Annotated in this window: 19 protein-coding genes; 10 read left to right on the plus strand and 9 right to left on the minus strand. The window is 64.1% G+C overall.

All coding sequences use genetic code 11. From position 1 onward, the window contains the following. Positions 1–12: 12 nt before the first annotated feature. Positions 13–855, minus strand: coding sequence for an SDR family oxidoreductase (locus PCO31110_RS03425; RefSeq protein ID WP_010805522.1), 843 nt, complete (start codon positions 853–855; stop codon positions 13–15). 258 nt (positions 856–1,113) lie between these two features. On the opposite strand from PCO31110_RS03425, the gene PCO31110_RS03430 reads away from it, so the two are divergent. The 4 genes from PCO31110_RS03430 to PCO31110_RS03445 all read left to right on the plus strand — a co-directional run bounded on the left by PCO31110_RS03430 (position 1,114) and on the right by PCO31110_RS03445 (position 4,899). Then, positions 1,114–2,328 (plus strand): class I SAM-dependent methyltransferase, encoded by a 1,215-nt coding sequence (locus PCO31110_RS03430; RefSeq protein WP_150689623.1) that lies wholly within the window; start codon positions 1,114–1,116, stop codon positions 2,326–2,328. 28 nt (positions 2,329–2,356) lie between these two features. Beyond that, a complete protein-coding gene (locus PCO31110_RS03435) occupies positions 2,357–2,551 on the plus strand; it encodes a DUF2905 domain-containing protein (RefSeq protein WP_010805524.1) in 195 nt (64 codons plus the stop codon). A gap of 255 nt (positions 2,552–2,806) precedes the next feature. Next, on the plus strand, positions 2,807–3,709 hold the full coding sequence (locus tag PCO31110_RS03440) for a glutamate/aspartate ABC transporter substrate-binding protein (protein WP_010805525.1): 903 nt from the start codon (positions 2,807–2,809) through the stop codon (positions 3,707–3,709). Between the two features lie 140 nt (positions 3,710–3,849). After that, a complete protein-coding gene (locus PCO31110_RS03445; RefSeq protein WP_010805526.1) occupies positions 3,850–4,899 on the plus strand; it encodes a YopJ family acetyltransferase in 1,050 nt (349 codons plus the stop codon). A 56-nt stretch (positions 4,900–4,955) separates the two neighbouring features. On the opposite strand, the gene PCO31110_RS03450 is transcribed toward PCO31110_RS03445, so the two are convergent. From PCO31110_RS03450 to PCO31110_RS03465, 4 genes are all read right to left on the minus strand, one after another. Beyond that, the gene (locus PCO31110_RS03450; protein WP_010805527.1) at positions 4,956–6,212 is read right to left on the minus strand and encodes a multifunctional CCA addition/repair protein; all 1,257 of its coding nucleotides are present in this window, start codon (positions 6,210–6,212) and stop codon (positions 4,956–4,958) included. Beyond that, complete coding sequence (locus PCO31110_RS03455; protein WP_150583517.1) at positions 6,209–6,853, minus strand: glutathione S-transferase family protein; 645 nt, start codon at positions 6,851–6,853, stop codon at positions 6,209–6,211. The genes PCO31110_RS03450 and PCO31110_RS03455 overlap by 4 nt, the downstream gene beginning before the upstream one ends. Positions 6,854–6,916: 63 nt before the next feature. Further along, positions 6,917–7,867, minus strand: coding sequence for a complex I NDUFA9 subunit family protein (locus PCO31110_RS03460; RefSeq protein ID WP_150689624.1), 951 nt, complete (start codon positions 7,865–7,867; stop codon positions 6,917–6,919). A 39-nt stretch (positions 7,868–7,906) separates the two neighbouring features. After that, positions 7,907–9,913, minus strand: a complete 2,007-nt coding sequence (locus tag PCO31110_RS03465; protein ID WP_150689625.1) for a lytic transglycosylase domain-containing protein — start codon at positions 9,911–9,913, stop codon at positions 7,907–7,909. Between the two features lie 84 nt (positions 9,914–9,997). Between PCO31110_RS03465 and PCO31110_RS03470 the strand changes: the two genes are divergently transcribed. The 4 genes from PCO31110_RS03470 to pxpA are packed head-to-tail and all read left to right on the plus strand — an operon-like array spanning position 9,998 to position 13,047. Then, positions 9,998–10,588 (plus strand): 5-formyltetrahydrofolate cyclo-ligase, encoded by a 591-nt coding sequence (locus tag PCO31110_RS03470; RefSeq protein ID WP_246189708.1) that lies wholly within the window; start codon positions 9,998–10,000, stop codon positions 10,586–10,588. 3 nt (positions 10,589–10,591) lie between these two features. After that, the gene (gene pxpB, locus PCO31110_RS03475) at positions 10,592–11,245 is read left to right on the plus strand and encodes a 5-oxoprolinase subunit PxpB (RefSeq protein WP_010805532.1); all 654 of its coding nucleotides are present in this window, start codon (positions 10,592–10,594) and stop codon (positions 11,243–11,245) included. Beyond that, positions 11,242–12,252, plus strand: a complete 1,011-nt coding sequence (locus tag PCO31110_RS03480) for a 5-oxoprolinase subunit C family protein (protein ID WP_150689626.1) — start codon at positions 11,242–11,244, stop codon at positions 12,250–12,252. Before pxpB ends, PCO31110_RS03480 begins: the two co-directional genes overlap by 4 nt. Positions 12,253–12,306: 54 nt before the next feature. Then, positions 12,307–13,047 carry a 5-oxoprolinase subunit PxpA gene (gene pxpA, locus PCO31110_RS03485; RefSeq protein WP_174979344.1) on the plus strand — a complete coding sequence of 247 codons (741 nt, stop codon included), beginning with the start codon at positions 12,307–12,309 and terminating at the stop codon, positions 13,045–13,047. A 195-nt stretch (positions 13,048–13,242) separates the two neighbouring features. Here the strand turns inward: pxpA and aptA are convergent, their stop codons facing one another. Continuing rightward, positions 13,243–14,571 (minus strand): omega-aminotransferase AptA, encoded by a 1,329-nt coding sequence (aptA, locus tag PCO31110_RS03490; protein ID WP_150689628.1) that lies wholly within the window; start codon positions 14,569–14,571, stop codon positions 13,243–13,245. A gap of 188 nt (positions 14,572–14,759) precedes the next feature. Between aptA and PCO31110_RS03495 the strand changes: the two genes are divergently transcribed. Next, entirely contained in the window at positions 14,760–16,208 is a 1,449-nt protein-coding gene (locus PCO31110_RS03495) for an aminotransferase-like domain-containing protein (RefSeq protein WP_150689629.1), read from the plus strand. Positions 16,209–16,219: 11 nt separating this feature from the next. On the opposite strand, the gene PCO31110_RS03500 is transcribed toward PCO31110_RS03495, so the two are convergent. The 3 genes from PCO31110_RS03500 to PCO31110_RS03510 form a co-directional block, all read right to left on the minus strand. Continuing rightward, positions 16,220–17,185, minus strand: coding sequence for a pepsin/retropepsin-like aspartic protease family protein (locus PCO31110_RS03500; protein ID WP_150689630.1), 966 nt, complete (start codon positions 17,183–17,185; stop codon positions 16,220–16,222). Between the two features lie 150 nt (positions 17,186–17,335). Continuing rightward, on the minus strand, positions 17,336–18,322 hold the full coding sequence (locus tag PCO31110_RS03505) for a GlxA family transcriptional regulator (protein WP_150689631.1): 987 nt from the start codon (positions 18,320–18,322) through the stop codon (positions 17,336–17,338). 21 nt (positions 18,323–18,343) lie between these two features. Next, positions 18,344–19,636, minus strand: a complete 1,293-nt coding sequence (locus PCO31110_RS03510; RefSeq protein WP_010805539.1) for an MFS transporter — start codon at positions 19,634–19,636, stop codon at positions 18,344–18,346. A gap of 545 nt (positions 19,637–20,181) precedes the next feature. Between PCO31110_RS03510 and urtA the strand changes: the two genes are divergently transcribed. Further along, positions 20,182–21,378, plus strand: coding sequence for an urea ABC transporter substrate-binding protein (urtA, locus tag PCO31110_RS03515; RefSeq protein WP_370855812.1), 1,197 nt, complete (start codon positions 20,182–20,184; stop codon positions 21,376–21,378). Positions 21,379–21,393: the final 15 nt, after the last annotated feature.

The raw sequence follows: 21,393 nt of genomic DNA on the forward strand, positions 1-21,393 counted from the left end.
TCGTAATGACAATCAACGAGACCGGTCGGCATCGGCCGGCTCGGTCAGAAATTTCACGTCGCGCGACGAACTCGCGAGATGCTGCCCGCCGTCGACATACAGCACCGTGCCTGTCACCGCAGGGGCTTCGGCCAGATACGCCACGGCCTGCGCAATGTCCTCCGGTGTCGACGACGCGCCCAGTGGCGTCGACGCATGTGCCGCCGCGAAGCCCCCGGGGGTCTGATCGACCGACAGCAGCGTGACGCCCGGCGCAACGCCGACCACGCGCAAACGCGGGGCGAAGGCCTGCGCCAGCAAGGTCGTCGCCACATCCAGCGCCGCCTTCGACAGCGTGTACGACAAGTAATCGGGGTTCGGATTCGCCAGCTTCTGATCGAGCAGGTTGACGACAACACCGCGTTGCGTCTCGCCCAGTGCGGCGTGCATTTCACGCGCGAGCACCAGCGGTGCGCCCGCATTCACGCGCATGTGGCGCTCCAGCGCCTGATAGCCGAAATCGTCGGCGCTATCGTACTCGAAGCGCGACGCATTGTTGACGAGGCAGGCAGGCACACCAAGCGCTTCGATACAGCGAGCGATGAGACCGGCTGTGGCAGCTTCATCGGCAAGCGACGCCTGCAACGCCACCGCCCGGCGCCCCAACGCCTCGATGGCCGCGACGGTCTCCAACGCCTCATTGTGCGAACGCTCGTAGTGAACGGCAACGTCCCACCCCGTGGCAGCAAGCCGCAACGCAATCGCGCGCCCGATCCGGCGCGCGCCGCCCGTCACGAGCGCCACGCGCGGCACAACGCGCGCGCTGGCGGCGTCGCTAGCGGCAGGCGAGGGGCGTGGCGTCGATGCAACGGTCATACGGCAGATTCCGGTCAGTGGGCAAGCAAGCAGACGAACTTCGGGCGGCAGGCAGGCTAGGCCCGGCACCGGGCGTGATGGCTCGCGATAGCCTCGCAAGTCGCCCGAACAAAGGGCACATATTGCAAAAACTGGCGAAAACCATGCGAAAACGGTCAAAAACTGACAAAAACCGGCGGAATTTTCGCCGATATCGCCCGCAGACGCGCTTTCACATCTCAAGCAGCCAGTCCGCACCGTCTCCGTTACAATGCCCGCATGAATCAGGCCGCACCGAAACCGCATAGTTTACCCGTTCCGGAGCCGGACGCGCTCGAACACTCGCGCCGTCTCACGGCTCATCTCGCCGACGCCATCGACGCAGCCGGCGGCTGGCTGCCCTTCGATCGCTTCATGGAACTGGCCTTGTACGCACCCGGCCTCGGTTACTACGCCGCCGGCGCCGCCAAATTCGGGCGTCTCGCCGCCGACGGCAGCGACTTCGTTACCGCACCGGAACTCACGCCGCTCTTCGCCCGCACGCTCGCGCGTCAACTCGGCGAGATCTTCGAACAGACGGGCGACGCACAGGTGCTGGAATTCGGCGCAGGGTCGGGACGTCTGGCCGCCGATCTGTTGCTCGCCCTCGAAGCCGAAGGCACGCCCTGCGAGACGTACTCGATCATGGAACTCTCCGGCGAGCTGCGCGCACGCCAGCGCGAGACCATCGCCAACGCTGCGCCGCATCTTCTCGCGCGTGTCACGTGGCTCGATCAGTTGCCCGACGCCTTTCGCGGCGTCATGCTCGGCAACGAAGTGCTCGATGCCATGCCGGTTCACCTGTGGGCGCGCCGTCCGGACGAGACAGGACAGCCCATCTGGTTCGAGCGCGGCGTGGTGCGCACGCCGGCGGGTTTCGGGTGGGAAGAACGTCTGTACACCGGTCCGTTGCCGGAAGCGCTCGGTGCACTGGCCGATCTGCCGCCGACACAGGAGTATCTGACGGAAACGCACGAAGCCGCATCCGCCTTCGTGCGCAGCGTGGCGCCGCTGCTCGCGCGCGGCGTGTTGCTGCTCATCGACTACGGATTCCCGGCGCGGGAGTATTATCATCCGCAACGCGCTCACGGCACGTTGATGTGTCACTATCGACACCACGCGCACGACGATCCGTTTTATTACCCGGGCTTGCAGGACATCACCGCGCACGTGGACTTTTCAGGGATCGCCGATGCCGGCGTCGATGCCGGGCTCGATCTGCTGGGCTTCACGTCGCAGGCGCGATTCCTGATGAACGCGGGCATCATCGACTTGATGAGCGCGCTCGATCCGACCGATCCGAAGACGTTCCTGCCCGCAACGGCGGCCGCACAGAAATTGCTGTCCGAGGCCGAGATGGGCGAACTCTTCAAAGTCATCGCCTTCGGACGCGGAATGGACGAGTGGGCCGGCCTGATCGGCTTCGCCACCGGCGACCGCAGCCACGCGCTCTAACGTCTCCCCTTCACACGAGGCCACGCCGATGTTCCGCTGGATGTTTACGATCTTCATCGCGATCTGCATCCTCTCGGCAGCTTCGCCGTGGCTCACCAAACTCGGCATCGGCCGATTGCCCGGTGACCTGCGTTTGCGCTGGCGAGGTCGCGAAATGCTCTTTCCGTTCGCCTCCACCGTCGTGCTCTCTCTCGTCTTCAATCTCCTGATTCGATTGCTGTAAGTCCGGCGGCGGGCGCAACACCTGTTGCAGCACCCGCCAGCCGCTTCCCGCCGTCTCTCCCGGCCTGATTCCCCCACGCATCCGCGGCCTCTCGCAAGACTGGCGCGGCGGCTCGCGCGCTGCCACCGCCCCTTTGCCCCAAACCCATACCATCGCTAGGGTTAACGACCATTTGATCATTTGTTGCAAAAAAATTAACATGAAACAAATGATTCAAGTGTGAATCACGGGTGAGACCATTTTCAGGAGCAGGGCATGATCAAGATGCGATTGACCGGGGTAATGCTGGGCGTAGCGATGTGTGTGGCGGCAGGCGCGGCACAGGCTCAGCCCGCATCGGAGACGCTGCAAAAGATCGAGAGCAGCGGCGTGATCTCCATCGGGCATCGCGAGTCGTCGATTCCGTTCTCGTACTACGACAACAACCACAACGTCATCGGCTACTCGCAGGATCTGTGCAACAAGATCGTCGACGTGGTGAAGACCCGTCTGAAGAAGCCCGATCTGCAAGTGCGCTTCATCCCCGTCACTTCGCAGAACCGTATTGCGCTCGTGCAGAACGGCACGGTCGATATCGAGTGCGGCGTGACGACGAACCTGAAAGCGCGTCAGGCGCAGGTCAACTTCTCGAATACGTTCTTCGTCGCGGGCACGCGGCTGCTGGTGAACAAGAATTCGGGCATCAAGGACTTTCCTGATCTCGCGGGCAAGCCTGTCGTAACCAATGCGGGCACGACGTCGGAGCGCATCCTCAACAAGATGAACAACGACAAGAAGATGAACATGAGCGTGATTTCGGGCAAGGACTACGGCGAATCGTTCACCATGCTCCAGGGCGGCCGTGTTCAGGCGTTCATGATGGACGATGTGCTGCTCGCGGGCTCGCGCACGATGGGCCGCAATCCGGACGACTGGGTCGTGACGGGAACGCCGCAGTCGTTCGAGGCTTACGGCTTCATGATGAAGCACGGCGATTCGGAGTTCAAAAAGCTCGTCGACGACACGCTGGCGGGCGTAATGAAGAGTGGCGAGATCAACACGATGTACAAGAAGTGGTTCGAATCGCCGGTGCCGCCGAAGAACACCAGCTTCAACTTCCCGATGAGCGAACAGCTCAAGCAGCTCTACGCGAACCCGAACGACAAAGCGTTCGAATAAGTCTTGCCGATCGTGTGCAAGGGCGCGCGTTCTCGCTGACTGCAAATCCGTAATTCTCGCGTCAGGGGCAACATCGGCCACAGGCAAAGACCGCCATCATTGGGGGGTCTTTGCCTTTTGCCATTTCTGGAGCCCCGCTCATGATGTCACTGCCCGGCAGCCAACAGCGCACCGCCAATGCCACCACGTCGCCCTTGGTCACGTTGAGCCATCCCGAAGGTCACGCGCTACCGGGGAAGTGCTTCAGTGCCGCGCTGCATTTCGCCGGGAATGTCCCGTTCCCCGAACCCGACGTACTGAAGCTGCCCGATACTCCCACGCATTACTACAACTTCGCCGTTGCCTTTCTGAAGGCCAACCGGCAAAGCATGGACATGTATTGGGCCGACCGGGATGCCATTCCGGCGCTCATCCGCTCGGAGATGTCGCTTTATCCTGGCTTGCGGATCTCCCATCACCCGACACCCGCAGCGTTCGCGGCATACGTCAGCGAACAATGCCGAACGCAAGCCTCGCACCGCGAGCAGTGTCTTATCGAACTCAGCCCGAAGGAAGGACATTGCGTGGGTGCTGACCTGAGCATCGATGCGGGCGAACCCACCATCATCGTCATCGAATCGAGCACGCTGAACGCGACAGGCTCGGCCATGCTGCTCCTTCGGCTGGCCAACACGCTGAAGGACACCGTCACATGCATCGCCCGGAACGGGCTCGGCAGGCATTTGATGCTCTGCGAGACAGGCGCCCAGCAAAGCCGCATCGATTGCGCGATGTTCAGCCTGTGCGCATGCAAATCCATGTTCAGAAGCGCGGCGGCCTTCACGTCGTTGCATGCCCGCTTGCGGGCGGGTGAGTTCAGCGAGATGCTGGATAAAGGCTATGCGGCAAGCAGCGAGGCCGACCTGTTGCTGCCCTCGGCGCTCATGCAACACACGCAGTCATCAACACGACTCGCAGACTACGCACGGCGCCGCATCCGGCACGATCCCGCGCAGGCGCTAACGGTCGGCAAATTGATAAGACGTCAGAAAGGTCTCGTCTTCGCTCGCGACGAGCGGACTTACAGCGTATCGATCGAAATGGCGAGAATCAAGATGGCGGGGCGCGCGCTCCCGCCCCCGGCGCAAGACATGACGTTGCTCGCGCCGCCGCGTCGCGACGACTTCATGTCGTCCACGGAATCTCAATAGTCATCGTGCACACCTTTGGGAACTGCGGGTATGTGACGCGAACGGCCTCACACCTGCTAAGCGCACTCGTCTGCTGCTCGCAACCCCGCCGCTTCGACGGCCTCGATTCTTGCGGCCTGTACAGCGTCGCGGATCTTCGCGGGATTGTCGGCGTACCGGCTTGCGACAGCCCCTGCATCGATACCGCGCGCCGCAGCGAGCGCGGCCATCAACCGGTCTCGCTGCGGATAGGGTGCGCTCGCGAAATCACCTCCGCGTCCGCGGGCATCGGCCTCGCAGGCTTGAAGCACTTCGACAAACCGGTCGGGTTTGCGCAAGGCGTCGCACCGCTCCAGCAAACGCACCAGCGCCGCTGCGCCGAACTTCTGGCTTCCGTGGATATTGCCGTGTTCGCGCGCAACGACCTGCGCCAATTCGCGGCATTCGACCGGCACACGCAAACGCGTGCACAGCGGGCCGAGCAACCCGGCACTACGGCCCTCATGTCCGATATGACGCGGCAACACGTCTTCCGGCGTCGTGCCTTTGCCGAGATCGTGCGTGAGCGCGGCAAATCGCACCGGCAACGCATAACCCTGCGTCGCAGCGTAGTCGATCACCATCATCACATGCACGCCGGTATCGACTTCGGGATGAAAGTCGGCGCGCTGCGGCACACCCCACAACTGGGCCAGTTCGGGAAGGATGCGCTCGAGCGCACCCGCCGCACGCAACACGTCGAACATGCGCGATGGCCGATGCTCCATCAGCCCGCGCGAAATCTCCTGCCAGACCCGCTCGGCGACCAGCGCGTCGACTTCGCCGTTGGCTGTCATTTCGCGCATCAGTACGAGCGTCTCGTCGGCCACGGAGAAATCGGTGAAGCGTGCCGCAAACCGCGCGCAACGCAGAATTCGCACCGGATCTTCCGCGAAGGCTTCGCCGACATGGCGAAACAGCCTCGCGTCGAGATCGCGTTTGCCGCCGTAGGGATCGATCAGCTCGTCCGACAGACTGTCGTCGGGCATGACTTCGCGCGCCATCGCGTTGATGGTGAAGTCGCGCCGGGCGAGGTCTTCCTCCAGCGTGACTTCCGGAGCGAAGTAGAACGAAAAGCCGTGATAGCCGCGCGCCGTCTTGCGCTCGGTTCGGGCGAGCGCATATTCGGCACGGGTTTCGGGATGGAGAAACACCGGAAAATCGCGGCCTACCGGTTTGAAGCCCTGTCGCACCATGTCTTCGGGTGTCGCGCCGACCACCACGTAGTCGCGATCCTTGACGGGCAGCCCCAGCATGGCGTCGCGAATTGCGCCGCCGACAGCGTAAATCTTCATGGGCGAACTTCGTAATAGGCGATGCGCACCGTCTCGCCACGCCCTCCTGCCACCCACGCCTGCACGGCAGCCACTTCTCGAATGCGATCGGCATACGCCTGCGCGTGCGCCGACAACGACGGCTCGAAGGTCGCGAAGCGCATCACCACCGGCGCATAGAACGCATCGGCAATGGTGAAGTCACCGAACAGGAACGGGCCTTCGTAACGCGCGAGGCAATCCTCCCAGATCGCTTCGACACGACGGATATCGCTCAGCACCTCGGGCGTTGAGCCCGCGCCCGGCCAATGCGCACCGACGTTCATCCACATGTTCGTGCGCAACGCGGTGAAGCCGCTGTGCATCTCCGCACAGATGCTGCGCGCATGGGCGCGTGCCTCGCGCGACTTCGGCCACAGAGGCAGATGCGGATAGCTTTCGGCCAGGTATTCGCAGATGGCCAGCGAGTCCCAGACGGTAATGCCGTTGTCAATCAGACACGGCACTTTGCCTGTGGGGGAATAGCGCAAGATCTGCTCGCGCGAGTCGGGCTGCGCGAGCCAGACGTTCCGCTCGTCGAACGCAATGCCGAAATGCTTGAGCAAGACCCAGGGACGCATCGACCACGACGAGTATTTTTTGTTGGCAATGATCAGTTGCATGAGGACTTTCCTTGCGCGACGTCACGTCGAGGTGCCGCGCGTTTGATGGGGAAGCGTGCGGCGTTAGCGCCCCGCGTACCGCCGGTAGTCCGACAGACGCCGCTCCCAGTTGTCGCCATCGAGATAATCGACGGCAATTTCGAGCCCGTTCGGCGTGAGTCCGAGTTCGGGCGCCAGCGGACCGCTCATGACGTTGTCGACTTTCATGGAATCGAGATTGTCGCGCGTGATGATCGGCTCGCCCGGCAGCTTCTCGAAGATCGCCGCCTGCAAACGCGCCGTGCTGTCCGGCAGCGGCAGAATCGGCCGCTCGCAACCGCAGGCCGCACCGGCAAAGCGCACGAGGGCTTCTAGCGTGTAGACGTCGGGGCCGCCCAATTCGTAAGTCTTGCCGACGGTTGCGTCGTTATCGAGCGCGCCCGCGAAAGCTTGCGCGACGTCCGCCACGTAAATCGGCTGGAAGCGTGCCTTGGCACTCGCCAGCGGCACCACCGGCAGACGCCGTTGCAGCTTGGCAAACGTATTCAGGAAGTGGTCGCCCGGACCGAAGACCACGGACGGCCGGAAGATCGTGACGGGGATGCCCGTCTCGCGAATCGCCACCTCGCCGTCGCCCTTGGAGCGCTGATACATGCTCGGGCCATTGGCGTCGGCACCGAGTGCGCTCATATGGATGAGCCGATCGATTCCCCGGTCGCGGCATGCCTGCGCGATCTTGCGCGGCAACTCCACGTGAGCGCGCGCAAACGCACGGCCGTAGGGCGTGCCCCGGTCGCTGTGCAGCACACCGACGAGATTGATCACGGCATCGCTCCCCGCGATCACGCGCGCCAGCGCGCGCGGGTCATGCACATCGCACTCTACGAGTTCCACCCCCGGCAACACACCGAGCGCCTTGGCGGCCTCGATACGCCGCGTCGGCAGACACACAGCGTGCCCCATTGTCACCAGCCGGGCAACCAGATGGCTGCCGATGAAACCGGTGCCACCGACGACACAAACGTTATAGCGCATGCGTCACCTCCGCGTCATGACGATGGGACTGCGGCCCCGTCACTGGGGCAAGATGATGCCGAGCCGTTCCTTGAGCGATTGCGGACGGCCCGTGATCACGACCGAGTAATACGTCGTATTCGACAACACATTCTCGACGTACGCGCGTGTCTCGTTGAACGGGATCGTTTCGGCAAAGATCGCGCCCTCGACCGGACGGTCCAGCGTGGAGCGCCACGTGCGCGGACGTCCAGGGCCAGCGTTGTAACCGGCCGACGCCAGCACGGCCGAGCCGTCGAACTTATTGTAGATATCCGACAGATAGCTGGTGCCCAGCCGGATATTGGTATCGATGTCGTGCATCATGCCCGGCTGATAATCCATGCCGATCTGCCTGGCCACCATCTTCGCGGTGGCCGGCATGATCTGCATCAGCCCGCCGGCACCGGCCGACGACCGCGCATTGATGATGAACCGCGACTCCTGACGGATCAGGCCGTAGGCCCACGCTTCGTCCAGATCGACAGCGGCGGCGAGCGGCTCCACCTTGCTGCGGAACGGCATCAGATAGCGCAGCGTGAAATCATGCTCGACCTTCGTGCGATCTGCCGTATTGACGGCGCGATCGAACAGCTCGATGCCATTGGCGTACTGCGCGGCGGCGATCAACTGACGGTCCGTCATGTTGCGCAGTTCCCAGTTCCACTCGCGATTGCCTTCGAAACGCAGGCCCAGATCGTAGAACTTGGCGGCCCGCTTGAAACCCGGGTTCGCGCGGTTTGCGTCGATCTCCGCCTTGGTGACGGCGGTGCGCTGGGGCAGCGATGTCTTGTTGCCCAACTCCTCGTTCGCCAGTTGGCCGTAGAAGTTCGTCTGCATGGCGATCTTCTGGAATTGCGCGCGGGCGGCGTCGCCTTGCCCGGCTTCACGCAGGGCGCGGCCGTACCAATATGTCCAGACACCGTCCTCGCGCAGGGCGGCGGGCATCGCTTCGATGCCCGTGCGCACGAGATTCCAGTCACCCGCGCGCAGTGCCGCGCGAATCTTCCATTCCTGTGCCGTATTCGAGAGTTTGGCGCTGCCGGCCTGGCGATACCAGCTAATCGCCATCGGGTTCTGCGACAACGCACCGCGCATACCGATGACGCCCCAGCCGATGGCGCGCTCTTCCTGCGACAAACTACCCGCCACGCTCGAGAAGCTGCTCGCGGCAAGCATGGCGTCGCTGCGGGCCATGCGCACGGTGGCGAGCAGCGCCAATTGGCGCGACGCCTCCGAGCCGTCGACGCCACGCGCGAGGATCTGTGCCGGACGCGTTGCCGCCATATCGAGCAGGCTGTCGTCCGGCCGCACGGCGCCGAGCGCATCGGCAATCTGCTTGCCCAGCGACGTGTAGTTTTCCTCGTAGGCCAGGCGAATCTGGTGCCAGACTTCCTTGCGCGGCAACTGACCGCTTGCGGCCAGCGTATTGATCATGTCGACGCAGCCCTCACCGTAGTACTTCGGCGTGGTCAGCAGATCGGTAGCGGCCTGCGTGACGTTCTCGCCACGTGCGGCACGCGACATCATCGAGTAGCACTTGACCTGGGTGTCGTCGTCGAGCGCGAACTTCGGATACTCGGCGTCGAACGTCTGCCAGTCGTGGCGTTTGCCCAGCACCAGCAGCCAGTCGTTGCGCATCCGGTCGGCAATCGCCTGACCGTCATACGTGCGCAAGAAGGCGCGGATATCGTCGTCGGGCGCATCGATGAGCGCCTTACCCGAACGATCGAACATGCGCGGCTTGATCTGGAAGTACTGGACGTACGACGGCACGTCGTAGTCGGTGAGCATCGCGGCGAGCGCGGTGGCGCGCGGTGCGTCGTTCGCGCGGGCGGCTTCGCGCAACTGCACGAAGATGTCGTCGGGCGAGCGCTGCGAGAGCAGGTCGGCAGATGTCGCCGAGCGGCTTGCCGCAGATTGCGCCTTGGGGCGGCCGGTCGCCTGGGTCGTGCTGCAGGCGACAAGCGCGGCAGCGGTCAGGGCCAGCGCAGTGGCGCGATATACTCGGGTCAAACGTTCTGACATCTTCGGGGGAGCGTCGGTTAAAAGGTGAATTCAAGCATAGCACGGGACTCCGCCCTATCGGCGGCCCAAACCACCGGAAATGGGATGGAATCGACCACCGGGAAGACGCGTTTGCGCAAGGCATTACTGGACGTACGTGCGACGCTCGGCGCACGCGAAGCGCGCGACGCCGCACTCGCCGCGCGCCTGCGCGACGAACTGACGCGCCGTGCGCCGCGCTGCGTGGGTTTCTACTGGCCGATTCAAGGCGAATTCGACGCCCGCGAGGTGGTCTCGGCATGGCTCGCACAGGCATCGCCCGAGGCGCTGCGTCTGGCTGCGCTGCCGGTCGTGACCGCGCCGGCGACGCCGCTCGTCTTCCACCACTGGACGCCCGCGACGCCCATGAAGGACGGCCGCTACGGCATTCCCGTCCCGGCCGACGCCGAAGTCCTGGTGCCCGACCTGCTGCTGGTGCCTTGCGTGGGCTTTACCCGCGATGGCCTGCGACTGGGCTATGGCGGCGGCTTCTACGACCGCACCCTGCATTCGATGACCCCTGCCCCGCAAACGCTTGGCATCGCCTACGACGCGCTCGAGATCGAACATCTCGGCGCCGAAGCCCATGATCTGGCGCTCGACGCCATCGTGACGGAATCCGCCACCTTTGCACGCCTTCTCGGCCCCCATTGCTAACCCATGACAACGCTCAAGATTCTGCCGCTCGGCGACAGTGCGCTTGTGTGCGAGGCCGGTGCCACGCCCACGCTTGCCACACAGCGCCGCGTCTGGCACGTGGCGTCTCTCGCGCACGAATGGCCCGACGTGCGCGAAGTCGTGCCGGGCATGAACAACCTCACGCTGCTGTTCGACCCGCTCGCCACCGATATCGAAGTGCTGAGCGAGCGGCTACGCGACGCCTGGCAGACGCCGCCGGCCGCCGGTAACGTCGGACGCGACATCGAAATCCCCGTGCACTACGGCGGCCCGCATGGCCCCGATCTGGCCGAAGTGGCCAAACTTGCGCGTCTGCAGCCAAAAACGGTCGTACAGCGCCATGCCGCGCCGGAGTACATCGTCTACTTCCTCGGCTTCCAGCCGGGCTTCGCCTATCTTGGCGGCCTTGACGAATCGATAGCCACGCCCCGGCGCGCAGAGCCGAGACTGGCGGTGCCTGCCGGATCGGTGGGCATCGGCGGCAGTCAGACCGGCATCTATCCCCTTACCTCGCCCGGCGGCTGGCAGATCATCGGCCACACCGCCAGCGTTCTGTTCGACCCCGCCGCGACCCCGGCCGCCTTGCTTGCCCCAGGCGACCGCGTGCGCTTCACTATCGCGAGTCTCGACCTGTGATCGACATCCAGCGTGCCGGCCTGCTCACCACGGTTCAGGATCTGGGCCGTCCCCGACAACGTGAATTCGGCGTCGCCAGCGGCGGCGCCGTCGACCCGCTCGCCTGCGCCGTTGCCAACCGTCTCGTCGGCAACGACCCGAACACCGCCACCCTCGAAATCACGATGGGGGCGTGCGTGCTGCGCTTCAGCGCCGCCACCCTGGTCGCGCTGACCGGAGCCGACTGCCACGCCGACCTCGACGGCACGCCCGTGTGGTCGTGGTGGCGATTCCCGGTGGCGCGCGGTCAGACGCTGACACTGCGCCCGGCCCGCTTCGGCATGCGCACCTATCTGGCCGTGGCGGGCGGCATCAACGTGCCCGAGACACTTGGCTCGCGCAGCACCGATCTGGCGGCCGGCTTTGGCGGCTTCGAAGGCCGCGCCTTGCGCGACGGCGACCGCATCGCGCTCGGACACGCCAGCGCCGCCATACGCCACGTCGAGCCGTTGGGCGTGCGTCCGCCGCTGTGGCTGCCCGACCCGCTGGCGCAACATATCCGCGTGCTGCCCGGGCCGGAGTACGACGACTTTACCGCCGCCGCGCAGAAGCACTTCTGGGAAAACCCGTGGCAGGTCACACCGAACAGCAACCGCATGGGTTACCGCCTGTCGGGACCGGAGCCGCTCGCGCGCAAGAAGAATCGCAGTCACGATCTGCTCTCGCACGGCGTGCTGCCGGGCGTGATTCAGGTGCCGCCGTCGGGACAGCCGATCATTCTGCTGGCCGACGCCCAGACCACCGGCGGATACCCCAAGATCGGCACCGTCATCACCGCCGACCTGTGGCGGCTCGGACAGGCCCGGCTGGGCAGCACCCTTTATTTTTCGGAGTGCAGCGCCGCCGAGGCACGCGAAGCGCTGCGCGAACAGTTACGCTACCTTGCCCAGATCGAGCGCGCGCTTGCGTGGCACGACCGCGGCATTCTGACGACACCACGGGTGCCGGCCATCACGCGCAAGCGCTAATGCAGCACTAAAGCAGCGTATGCGCGACGGCATGCCCCGGCAGGAGAACATATGATGAAAATCGATCTGAACGTCGACCTAGGTGAAGGCTGCAATTACGACGAGGCACTGCTGGCACTAGTCAGTTCGGCCAATGTCGCCTGTGGCTGGCACGCCGGCGACGCAGGCACCATGCAGCAAGTGGTGCGCTGGGCGCTGGAGAATGGCGTGGCCATTGGCGCGCACCCGAGCTTCCCTGACCGCGAGAATTTCGGTCGCACCGAAATGCAGCTCCCGCTCGACGAGATCCGCGCGGGCATGCTGTATCAGATCGGCGCACTCGCCGCGATGGCCAGGGCGCAAGGCGGCTGGCTCTCGCACGTCAAACCGCACGGGGCACTCTACAATCAGGCGGCGCGCGACCCGGCGCTGGCCGAAACGCTCGTCGAAGCCGTGCGCGCATTCGACACCGATCTCGCCATCTTCGGGCTGGCGGGCGGTGAGCTGGTGAAGGCGGCGCGTGCCGCCGGCATGCATGCGGTGGAGGAAGTCTTCGCCGATCGCGGCTACAACCCGGACGGTTCGCTGGTCAAACGCGGCACCCCCGGCGCCCTCATCGAGCGTGAGGAAGATGCGCTAGCGCAAACGCTGATGATGGTGCGCGAACAGTGCGTACGCGCCATCGATGGCACGCTCGTGCCGATTCAGGCGCAAACCGTGTGTCTGCATGGTGACGGCGAACACGCCCTCGAATTCGCGCAACGCATTCGCAGCTTCCTGCTCGACGAAGGCATCGAAATCGCACCGGTTCGCTGATCGGCGCGCACGGTCCGAGTAAAAAACGCCGTCGGCGGGCTTCCCCGGACGGCGTTTTCATTTTCATTCGAATGCCGGCGCACGCCGGCCGCTTCGCGACGCTTGCCCGCCGGGCATCGCCACGACGAGCGAAGACAACGTTCGCCAAGCGCGGCGGGAGCCCGGCGCACCGAGCGCCCCGCCAGGTGATGTCGCTTACGCGGTCTCGCGAATGGCTTCCGCCACGATACCGAACAGCTCGTCGATTTGCGCTTCGCTCACGATGAGCGGCGGCGAGAACGCGAGGATGTCGCCCGTATAGCGCACCATCGCGCCCTTCTCGAAGCACTTGACGAACACCTCGTGTGCACGCGCGCCCGGTTTGCCGTCGCGGGTAGACATTTCGATACCGCCGACCAGTCCCAGATTACGAATGTCGATGACGTTCGGCAGATCGCGCAGACCGTGGATGGCCTTCTCGAAATACGGCGCGAGTTTCGCGGCACGCTCGAACAGGCCCTCGCTCTTGTACAAGTCGAGCGCCGCGCAAGCGGCGGCGGCGGCCAGCGGGTGACCCGAATACGTGTAACCGTGGAAGAACTCGATGGCGCCCGTGTTACCGGCATCGACGATAGTGTCGTGCACGCTCGTCTTCACCGCGACGGCGCCCATCGGGACTGCCGCGTTGTTCACGCCCTTGGCCATTGTGATGATGTCCGGCGTCACGCCGAAATACTGGGAGGCGAACGGCTTGCCCAGACGGCCGAGCCCGGTGATGACTTCGTCGAAGATCAGCAGAATGCCGTGCTTGTCGCAGATTTCGCGCAGCTTTTGCAGATAGCCCTGCGGCGGCACCAGCACGCCGGTGGAGCCCGCGAGCGGTTCGACGATCACGGCGGCGATGGTCGACGCATCGTGCAGGGTGACCAGGCGTTCGAGTTCGTCGGCCAGATGCGCACCCCACGTCGGCTGGCCCTTCGTGAACGCGGCTTCCTTGATGTTGAGCGTATGCGGCAGGTGGTCGACCGCCGGCAGCAATTGGCCCGAATAGGCCTTGCGATTCGGCGAGATGCCGCCGACCGAAATGCCGCCGAAGCCCACGCCGTGATAGCCGCGCTCGCGACCGATGAGGCGCGTGCGCTGACCTTCGCCGCGGGCGCGGTGATACGCGAGGGCGATCTTCAGCGCGGTGTCGACCGATTCCGACCCCGAGTTCGTGAAGAAGATGCGATCGAGCCCCTCCGGCGTGATGGCGGCGATCTTGCTCGCCGCTTCGAACGCCTTCGGGTGGCCCATCTGGAACGTCGGCGCAAAGTCCATTTCACCGGCTTGCTGACGGATCGCCTCGACGATCTCAGTACGGCAGTGGCCGGCATTCACACACCACAGACCGGCGGTGCCGTCGAGAATCTGGCGATTGTCCGACGACGTGTAGTACATGCCCTCGGCCTTCACCAACAGACGCGGCGAGCTTTTGAACTGACGGTTGTTGGTGAACGGCATCCAGAACGCCGTCATGTCGAGATTCAGGTCTTTCATGTTCATCGCGGGGGCTCCTCAGGTCTTGGCTCGATCAGGATGTCCTGCACACGGCACGACGGATCGCCACGGGTGGATGGGATCGATCCTACGAGAGGTCGACCGGTACAGACATGTACAGTTACCTGGAAAATGTATATTCTGTATCGGTCAATTGCGCCAACTGTATTGGCAACAGCCCATACCCTGCCATCATGGTCCAGCCGCTCGCCTTTTCCCTGAATCGCGCCCAACCGGAAGCCCTCGTCGACCAGATCGTGCGGGAGGTCGAGCATGCGTTGCAGCGCCAGACGCTTCATGCGGGCGTGCGAATGCCGTCGATTCGCTCGCTGGCCAAGGCGCACGGCATCAGCACGTTCACCGTGGTGGAGGCCTACGATCGTCTCGTCGCCAATGGCGTGCTCGTGGCCCGGCGCGGGGCGGGGTTCTTCGTGGCAGGCGCGGCCGACGCGCGAGACGCGGGACCGGCCAGCCCGGGCAGCGGCCTGACAACCGGTGCGGCGGCGAGCGAAGTCACGAACGCGTGGCTGCTTTCCGAAATCTTCGCGGACGACTCCATTGCGGTGAAAAGCGGTTGCGGATGGTTGCCTGACAGTTGGCTCGACGAAGACGGCCTGCATGGCGCGCTGCGCTCGCTCTCGAAAGGACCGGGCGCGCATTTCGCCCATTACGGGCATCCGCACGGGTACGGCCCGTTGCGTCAGTGGCTGGCGCGACGTCTCGGCGAGTTATCCATCGACGCGCCGCCCGAGAACATCGTGCTCACCCACGGCGCGACACAGGCGCTCGATCTGATCGTGCGCACACTGCTCAAGCCGGGCGACACTGTACTGGTCGAGGCCCCGGCGTACTGCAATTTGCTGGCGGTTTTGCGTCTGGCGGGGCTGAATGTCGTAGGCATCGAGCGCACGGAAGCGGGGCTGGATCTCGCCGCGCTGGAGCAGGCGGCCCAGACGCACCGCCCGCGCGCACTGTTCGTGAATCCCGCGTTGCAGAATCCGCTGGGGACATCGCTCTCGCCGGCGTCGGCGCATCGCATTCTTCAGTGCGCCGAGCAGTACGGTTTCTGGATCGTCGAAGACGACATCTATCGAGAGCTGGCCCCCGCCGGCACGCCGTCGCTCGCAGCGATGGACGGTCTGTCGCGAGTGATCTACGTGTCGAGTTTCTCGAAGACGATTTCGCCGTCGGTACGCGTGGGCTATCTGGCATGTTCGCGCGATCTGGCCCACGAGATTGCGCGCAGCAAGATGGTGGCGGGTCTCACGTCGTCGGAAATCAACGAGCGCATCGTGCATGCAATTCTGACCGAGGGGCGTCACCGCAAACACATCGAACGCCTGTCGGACCGGCTGACGCGTTCGCGCGCGCGCCTCATCACGCAGTTGCAATCGCACGGGGTGACACTGCTCGCGCAGCCGGAGGGCGGAATGTTCGTGTGCGGCAGCTTGCCGCAAACGTCACGCCCGGCACGCGAACTGGCCGAGGCCGCATTGCTGGAGAGCATCATGCTCGCGCCGGGGGAATTCTTCCTCGCGCACAACGAGCCCTGTCACTGGTTCCGCTTCAACGTCGCATACTCGGACGACGCACGCCTGTTCCGCTTTCTCGATCGGGCAGCGACGGGGAAGCCGGCGGCATAGGCGACGGAGGTCTAAGGCGCCCACGGCATGTCCTGGCGAGGCGGCACCTCCAACCGCTCGATCATGGCAAACCGATGTCGCTCGTTATCGTGAAACACGATACGGTTGCGCAACACGTCCATGCCAATGGCCCCCAGACTTGCCATGCCGCCGCCGTGCGGCTGCGTTTGCGCTGCCACCGGATGCCGAACGATCCTCCGGCCATTGATTGTCAAATCGACGAGCCGCAGTCGCGCCTCACCCTCAATCCGTTGACCGAGCAAATCGACGGTTCCGCGACGGATCGCACCGGATTCAGCCCCCTGAATCAAAGACGTCGCAAGCGTGGTGGCATCGGCGCCCGAATCGACGACAACGGGAATCCGTCCCCCTTTGAAACCCACGGCAATGGCCATGACTCGATGAACATTGGGCAGTGACGTCCCGTCGGCGATCTCGAATCGTCCGGCAGAAGTCGGATCAAACCGGTCACTGACGAAAAAACAGTCGTCCTTGAAATTCAGCACGGTGACCTTGTCGTCTGCCAGGTATTGCGGACTGACGATGCCGGAAAAGCCCTCGGCCAACAACGGCGTTTCATCGATCACGTAGAAGTCCTGCACAACCTGATGCCCCTCAACGTCATCAACTTCAAGCATCAATCGCTTTGCCGAAGTCGATGAAGCGATGGCACTTAATACGTCGCTCCCCACAGGCGTATCCACCGCCGCCGGCAGCAAACGCGCGTCCCAGATGACATGCCGATTCGCGCCGGTGTCGAGCAACATCCGGGCGGGTTTTCCGCCAATCCTCACCGTGATGAAGGGGTTGGCCTTGCGCGACGGATCGCCATATCGGATGGACGACTCGAACAGCGGTTGTACCGATGGCCAAGGTGCAGCGCATCGCGCTGAACTTGCCTGAGCCAACAACGGCATCGCACAAAGAAAAGAGAGAAACGTCGAAACGATATGTCGTATGACGGGGTTGAAATACATCGTTTGAATTTGTCGATCGAGTGATGGGTGGGAGCCATCAAGTATTGATCGACGACAAACAATTCGAAATCGGCAGATTCCGAAATACGGTTGCCCAGACAGTCACCGCGTCACCTTTGCCAGTGCCCAATAACGTGCCGGGCACCACGCTTACCCCCCGTCCCCCATCCCGAACCGCTCCCGATACGCCACCGGCGTCACGCCGTACTGACGTTGAAACGCGCGGCGCAAGTTTTGTTCGTCGCCGAAGCCTACGCGCGCGGCAATGCGCTTGAGTGGCGCCTCCGAGTCGAGCAACGCGAAACGCGCCGCTTCCAGACGCATGCGCTCGACCGCCTTTGCCGGTGTCGATCCCGTGCGCGCGAGGTAGCTTCTGGCAAACGTGCGCGGACTCATGTTCGCCTGCTCCGCCAGACGCACCACCGACAGGTCGCCGTCCAGCCGCTCCGACATCCACGCGTGCAGATCCCCGAACGGCGCCCCGGCGGCCACTTGCTCCTGCAACGGCGGACTGAACTGCGATTGCCCGCCCGCTCGCTTGAGGAACACCACGAGCCGGCGCGCCGCCTGCAACGCCACGTCCACACCGCAGTCGTCCTCGACCAGCGCCAACCCGAGGTCGATGCCCGCCGTGATCCCGGCCGACGTCCACACCGGTTCGTCGCGTACGTAAATCGGATCGGACTCGACCCGTGCCTCCGGGAAACATGTCTGCAACATCGCCGTATCCAACCAGTGCGTTGTCGCGCGCCGGCCGTTCAACAACCCGGCCGCCCCCAGAATGAACGCCCCCACACACACCGAACACACGCGTCTCACACGCGGGGCATAGCCGCGCAGCCACTCGCCCACCGCATCGGGCACCGCCGGACGATGCGCCACCGCACCACCCACCGCGATCAACGTGTCGACCTGCATCGCTTCAAGTGCGCGCATCGGCTCCGTATGCAACGTGACCCCCGAGCCGGTCTCCACGGGGCCGCCGTGCTCGGACACCACCACGGTGCTATACGGCGCCATCTTTCCCGACTCGGCGACATTGCGGATGACAGCGTGAAACGCGTCGAGCGGCCCGGCAAGATCCAGCAGCACGAACGGCGGCACGATGAGAAAGGCAACGAGACGGGGCTGATTCATGGTCATGGGCAAAGAAGAGCGTCAGGCGGGGGCTTGCACCGGACGGCGTTTCGCATCGAGCGCATACCACACGGTCGCCAGCGCAGCGAGCGCCAGCAGCGGGAAGGTCGCCTGATTGATGGTGGCCCAGCCGAAGCGGGCAAGCAGTTGCCCTGCGAACAGACTGGCGAGGGCCGTGCCGGCGAAGGTGATGAATTCGTTCGCGGCCTGCGCACGCGCACGCTCCGATGGGCGATACGACAAGGTGAGCAGCGTCGTGCCCCCCACGAACATGAAGTTCCAGCCCACGCCGAGGAACGCCAGCGCAGCGTAGAAGTACGGCAGACTCGTCGACATCAGCGCCAGCACACCGCAAAGTGCGCTCATCGCAATACCGGCCAGCAGCACGGGCACCACGCCCCAGCGCTTGACGAGGTGCCCCGCAAAGAACGACGGCGCATACATGCCCACCAGATGCCACTCGATGATGCGAGCCCCATCGTCGATGCTGTGTCCACAAGCCACCGCCGCAATCGGTGTCGCCGTCATCACGAACATCATCACCATGAAGCCGATCAGGTTATTGGCCAATGCCGCCATATAAATAGGCTGACGCATGATCTCGCCCAGCGGACGGGCCGGTAACGCCGCCACGTCGCCCGCGGCACCGCTCGCCGTGTGCACCGGCAAATTGCGCAGGAAGCCGACAAGCAGCAACAGCGAAATGCCGGAGAGCAGCGTGACCACCAGATACGATCCTGCGAACGTCACCGGCGCGAGCCAGTCCTTGCTGCCCGCCGCGAGCGCAGGTCCGATCACCGCCGCCAGCACGCCGCCCGTGAGTACGATGGAAATCGCACGCGGCTTGTCCTCGACGGGCACGACGTCCGCCGCGGCCAGCCGGTAATAACGCGCAAACGCCTGAAACACCCCGACGCACGCCGTGCCCGCACAGAACATCGCGAAGTGCCGCTCGTAGATCGCCATGACCGACACCAGCCCGCCCGCCGTGCCGAACAATGCCCCCAGCGTGAAGCCCGCCCGCTGGCCGAAACGCTGGATCAGCATCGACGCGAAGATCGTCGTGATGGCCGAGGCCACGGTAATCAGCGAGAACGGCAGCGTCGCATAGCCCTTGTCGGACGCCAGCATGTAGCCGACGAGTCCCGTCAAGGTGAGGTCGACGGACAACGCGGCCGTATACAGCGCCTGACACGCCGCCAGCACAGCGGCATATCGGCGGCCCATTCGACGCTGGCGTTCGGCGTGGCCGGGATCGGAGGGGGGCGCGGTGCGCCCGGCAATGGCATCGGTCATGAGTGTGATGTCGAACAAGTCGGGAAGTCGTCGGGAGCCCTAATCTTGCCGTCGGCCAGTTTGGCACGAATGCCAATCATGCATCAAAAAATGCCACTTCGCGCCATCAACGCCATGGACTGGCTGCCGTGAAGCCGACCGGGCACCACGGCGTTGCAATGGACGCTCGCGTCGTCATTCGCGCCAATTCGGTGCGCACCAACTCTGCGCGTCGCCGCACCAACGTGCTTCGCCCATCCTTCGCCCATCAGCCGAAAGGCGGATGCCCGAGACGAACGCCGGCACATACGTCACGCGTCGTCCCAACCCCTCCCAACCCCGTTTCGCCGCCTTGTACACCAGATGAGGGTTCGACTTGTACACCAGTCGACGTCTCGCAGCGGCCTTTTTGCAAGCCCTTCGAGAGCACCGAACCCCGTTGACGCCTCGCCGCTGGCACGACCTTTGCGTAAGTCACCCCATACCGGATCCACCGGTCTAACCAGGAAAGGGGAAGACGTACCATGAAACGACGCACGCTACTCCAGATGGCGGCCCTCTCGGGCGCCGCATCGCTTACCGGCATGGCGCCCAACTTGTTTGCGCAGAGCAAGCAGCCCATCAAGGTCGGCATCCTGCACTCCCTCTCGGGCACGATGGCCATCTCGGAAACGTCGCTCAAGGATGTCGCGCTCATGACCATCGCCGACATCAACGCCAAAGGCGGCGTGATGGGCCGTCCGCTCGAAGCCGTCGTCGTCGACCCGGCCTCGAACTGGCCGCTCTTCGCGGAAAAAGCCCGCCAATTGCTCACCACTGACAAGGTCGCCGCCGTGTTCGGCTGCTGGACGTCGGTGTCGCGCAAGTCGGTGTTGCCCGTCTTCGAAGAACTCAACGGCCTGCTCTTCTACCCCGTGCAGTACGAAGGTGAAGAGATGTCGAAGAACGTCTTCTACACGGGCGCCGCGCCGAACCAGCAAGCGATCCCTGCCGTGGAATACGTGATGAGCAAGGAAGGCGGCGGCGCCAAGCGCTTCTTCCTGCTGGGCACCGACTACGTCTACCCGCGCACGACGAACAAGATCCTGCGCGCCTTCCTGCATTCGAAGGGCGTCGCCGACAAGGACATTCAAGAGGTCTACACGCCGTTCGGCCACAGCGATTACCAGACCATCGTCGCCAACATCAAACAGTTCGCACAAGGCGGCAAGACCTCGGTCATCTCGACCATCAACGGCGACTCGAACGTGCCGTTCTACAAGGAACTCGGCAACCAGGGCCTGAAGGCCACCGACGTGCCGGTCGTGGCGTTCTCGGTAGGCGAAGAGGAACTGCGCGGCATCGATGCGAAGCCGCTCGTGGGACACCTCGCGGCCTGGAACTACTTCATGTCGGTGAAGAACCCGACCAACGACGCGTTCAAAAAGGAGTGGTTCTCCTACGTCAAGGCGAAGGGTCTGCCGGGCGGCGACAAGCGCGTCACGAACGATCCGATGGAAGCCACCTTTGTCGGCATGCATATGTGGAAACAGGCCGTCGAAAAGGCCGGCAGCGTCGATGTCGACAAAGTGCGCACCGCCATGATCGGCCAGACCTTCAAGTCGCCGGACGGCTTCGACATGGTGATGGACGGCAACCACCACCTGCACAAGCCGGTGATGATCGGCGAGATCCGCCCGGACGGTCAGTTCAACGTCGTGTGGAAGACCAAGTCGACGGTGCGCGCGCAGCCGTGGAGCCCGTACATCGCGGGTAATGAAGGCAAGCCCGACAAAGTCTGACCTTCCTTTCACTCC

This window comes from Pandoraea communis, assembly GCF_902459745.1.
Taxonomy (GTDB): domain Bacteria; phylum Pseudomonadota; class Gammaproteobacteria; order Burkholderiales; family Burkholderiaceae; genus Pandoraea; species Pandoraea communis.

Coding starts and splice junctions, on each gene's coding strand:
- PCO31110_RS03470 (WP_246189708.1), top strand. CDS start 9,998: ATGGAATCGACCACCGGGAAGACGCGTTTGCGCAAGGCATTACTGGAC.
- PCO31110_RS03445 (WP_010805526.1), top strand. CDS start 3,850: ATGATGTCACTGCCCGGCAGCCAACAGCGCACCGCCAATGCCACCACG.
- PCO31110_RS03505 (WP_150689631.1), bottom strand. CDS start 18,322: ATGAATCAGCCCCGTCTCGTTGCCTTTCTCATCGTGCCGCCGTTCGTG.
- PCO31110_RS03500 (WP_150689630.1), bottom strand. CDS start 17,185: ATGTATTTCAACCCCGTCATACGACATATCGTTTCGACGTTTCTCTCT.
- aptA (WP_150689628.1), bottom strand. CDS start 14,571: ATGAACATGAAAGACCTGAATCTCGACATGACGGCGTTCTGGATGCCG.
- pxpA (WP_174979344.1), top strand. CDS start 12,307: ATGAAAATCGATCTGAACGTCGACCTAGGTGAAGGCTGCAATTACGAC.
- PCO31110_RS03455 (WP_150583517.1), bottom strand. CDS start 6,853: ATGCAACTGATCATTGCCAACAAAAAATACTCGTCGTGGTCGATGCGT.
- PCO31110_RS03425 (WP_010805522.1), bottom strand. CDS start 855: ATGACCGTTGCATCGACGCCACGCCCCTCGCCTGCCGCTAGCGACGCC.
- PCO31110_RS03460 (WP_150689624.1), bottom strand. CDS start 7,867: ATGCGCTATAACGTTTGTGTCGTCGGTGGCACCGGTTTCATCGGCAGC.
- PCO31110_RS03430 (WP_150689623.1), top strand. CDS start 1,114: ATGAATCAGGCCGCACCGAAACCGCATAGTTTACCCGTTCCGGAGCCG.
- PCO31110_RS03495 (WP_150689629.1), top strand. CDS start 14,760: ATGGTCCAGCCGCTCGCCTTTTCCCTGAATCGCGCCCAACCGGAAGCC.
- urtA (WP_370855812.1), top strand. CDS start 20,182: ATGGCGCCCAACTTGTTTGCGCAGAGCAAGCAGCCCATCAAGGTCGGC.
- PCO31110_RS03435 (WP_010805524.1), top strand. CDS start 2,357: ATGTTCCGCTGGATGTTTACGATCTTCATCGCGATCTGCATCCTCTCG.
- PCO31110_RS03440 (WP_010805525.1), top strand. CDS start 2,807: ATGATCAAGATGCGATTGACCGGGGTAATGCTGGGCGTAGCGATGTGT.
- pxpB (WP_010805532.1), top strand. CDS start 10,592: ATGACAACGCTCAAGATTCTGCCGCTCGGCGACAGTGCGCTTGTGTGC.
- PCO31110_RS03465 (WP_150689625.1), bottom strand. CDS start 9,913: ATGTCAGAACGTTTGACCCGAGTATATCGCGCCACTGCGCTGGCCCTG.
- PCO31110_RS03450 (WP_010805527.1), bottom strand. CDS start 6,212: ATGAAGATTTACGCTGTCGGCGGCGCAATTCGCGACGCCATGCTGGGG.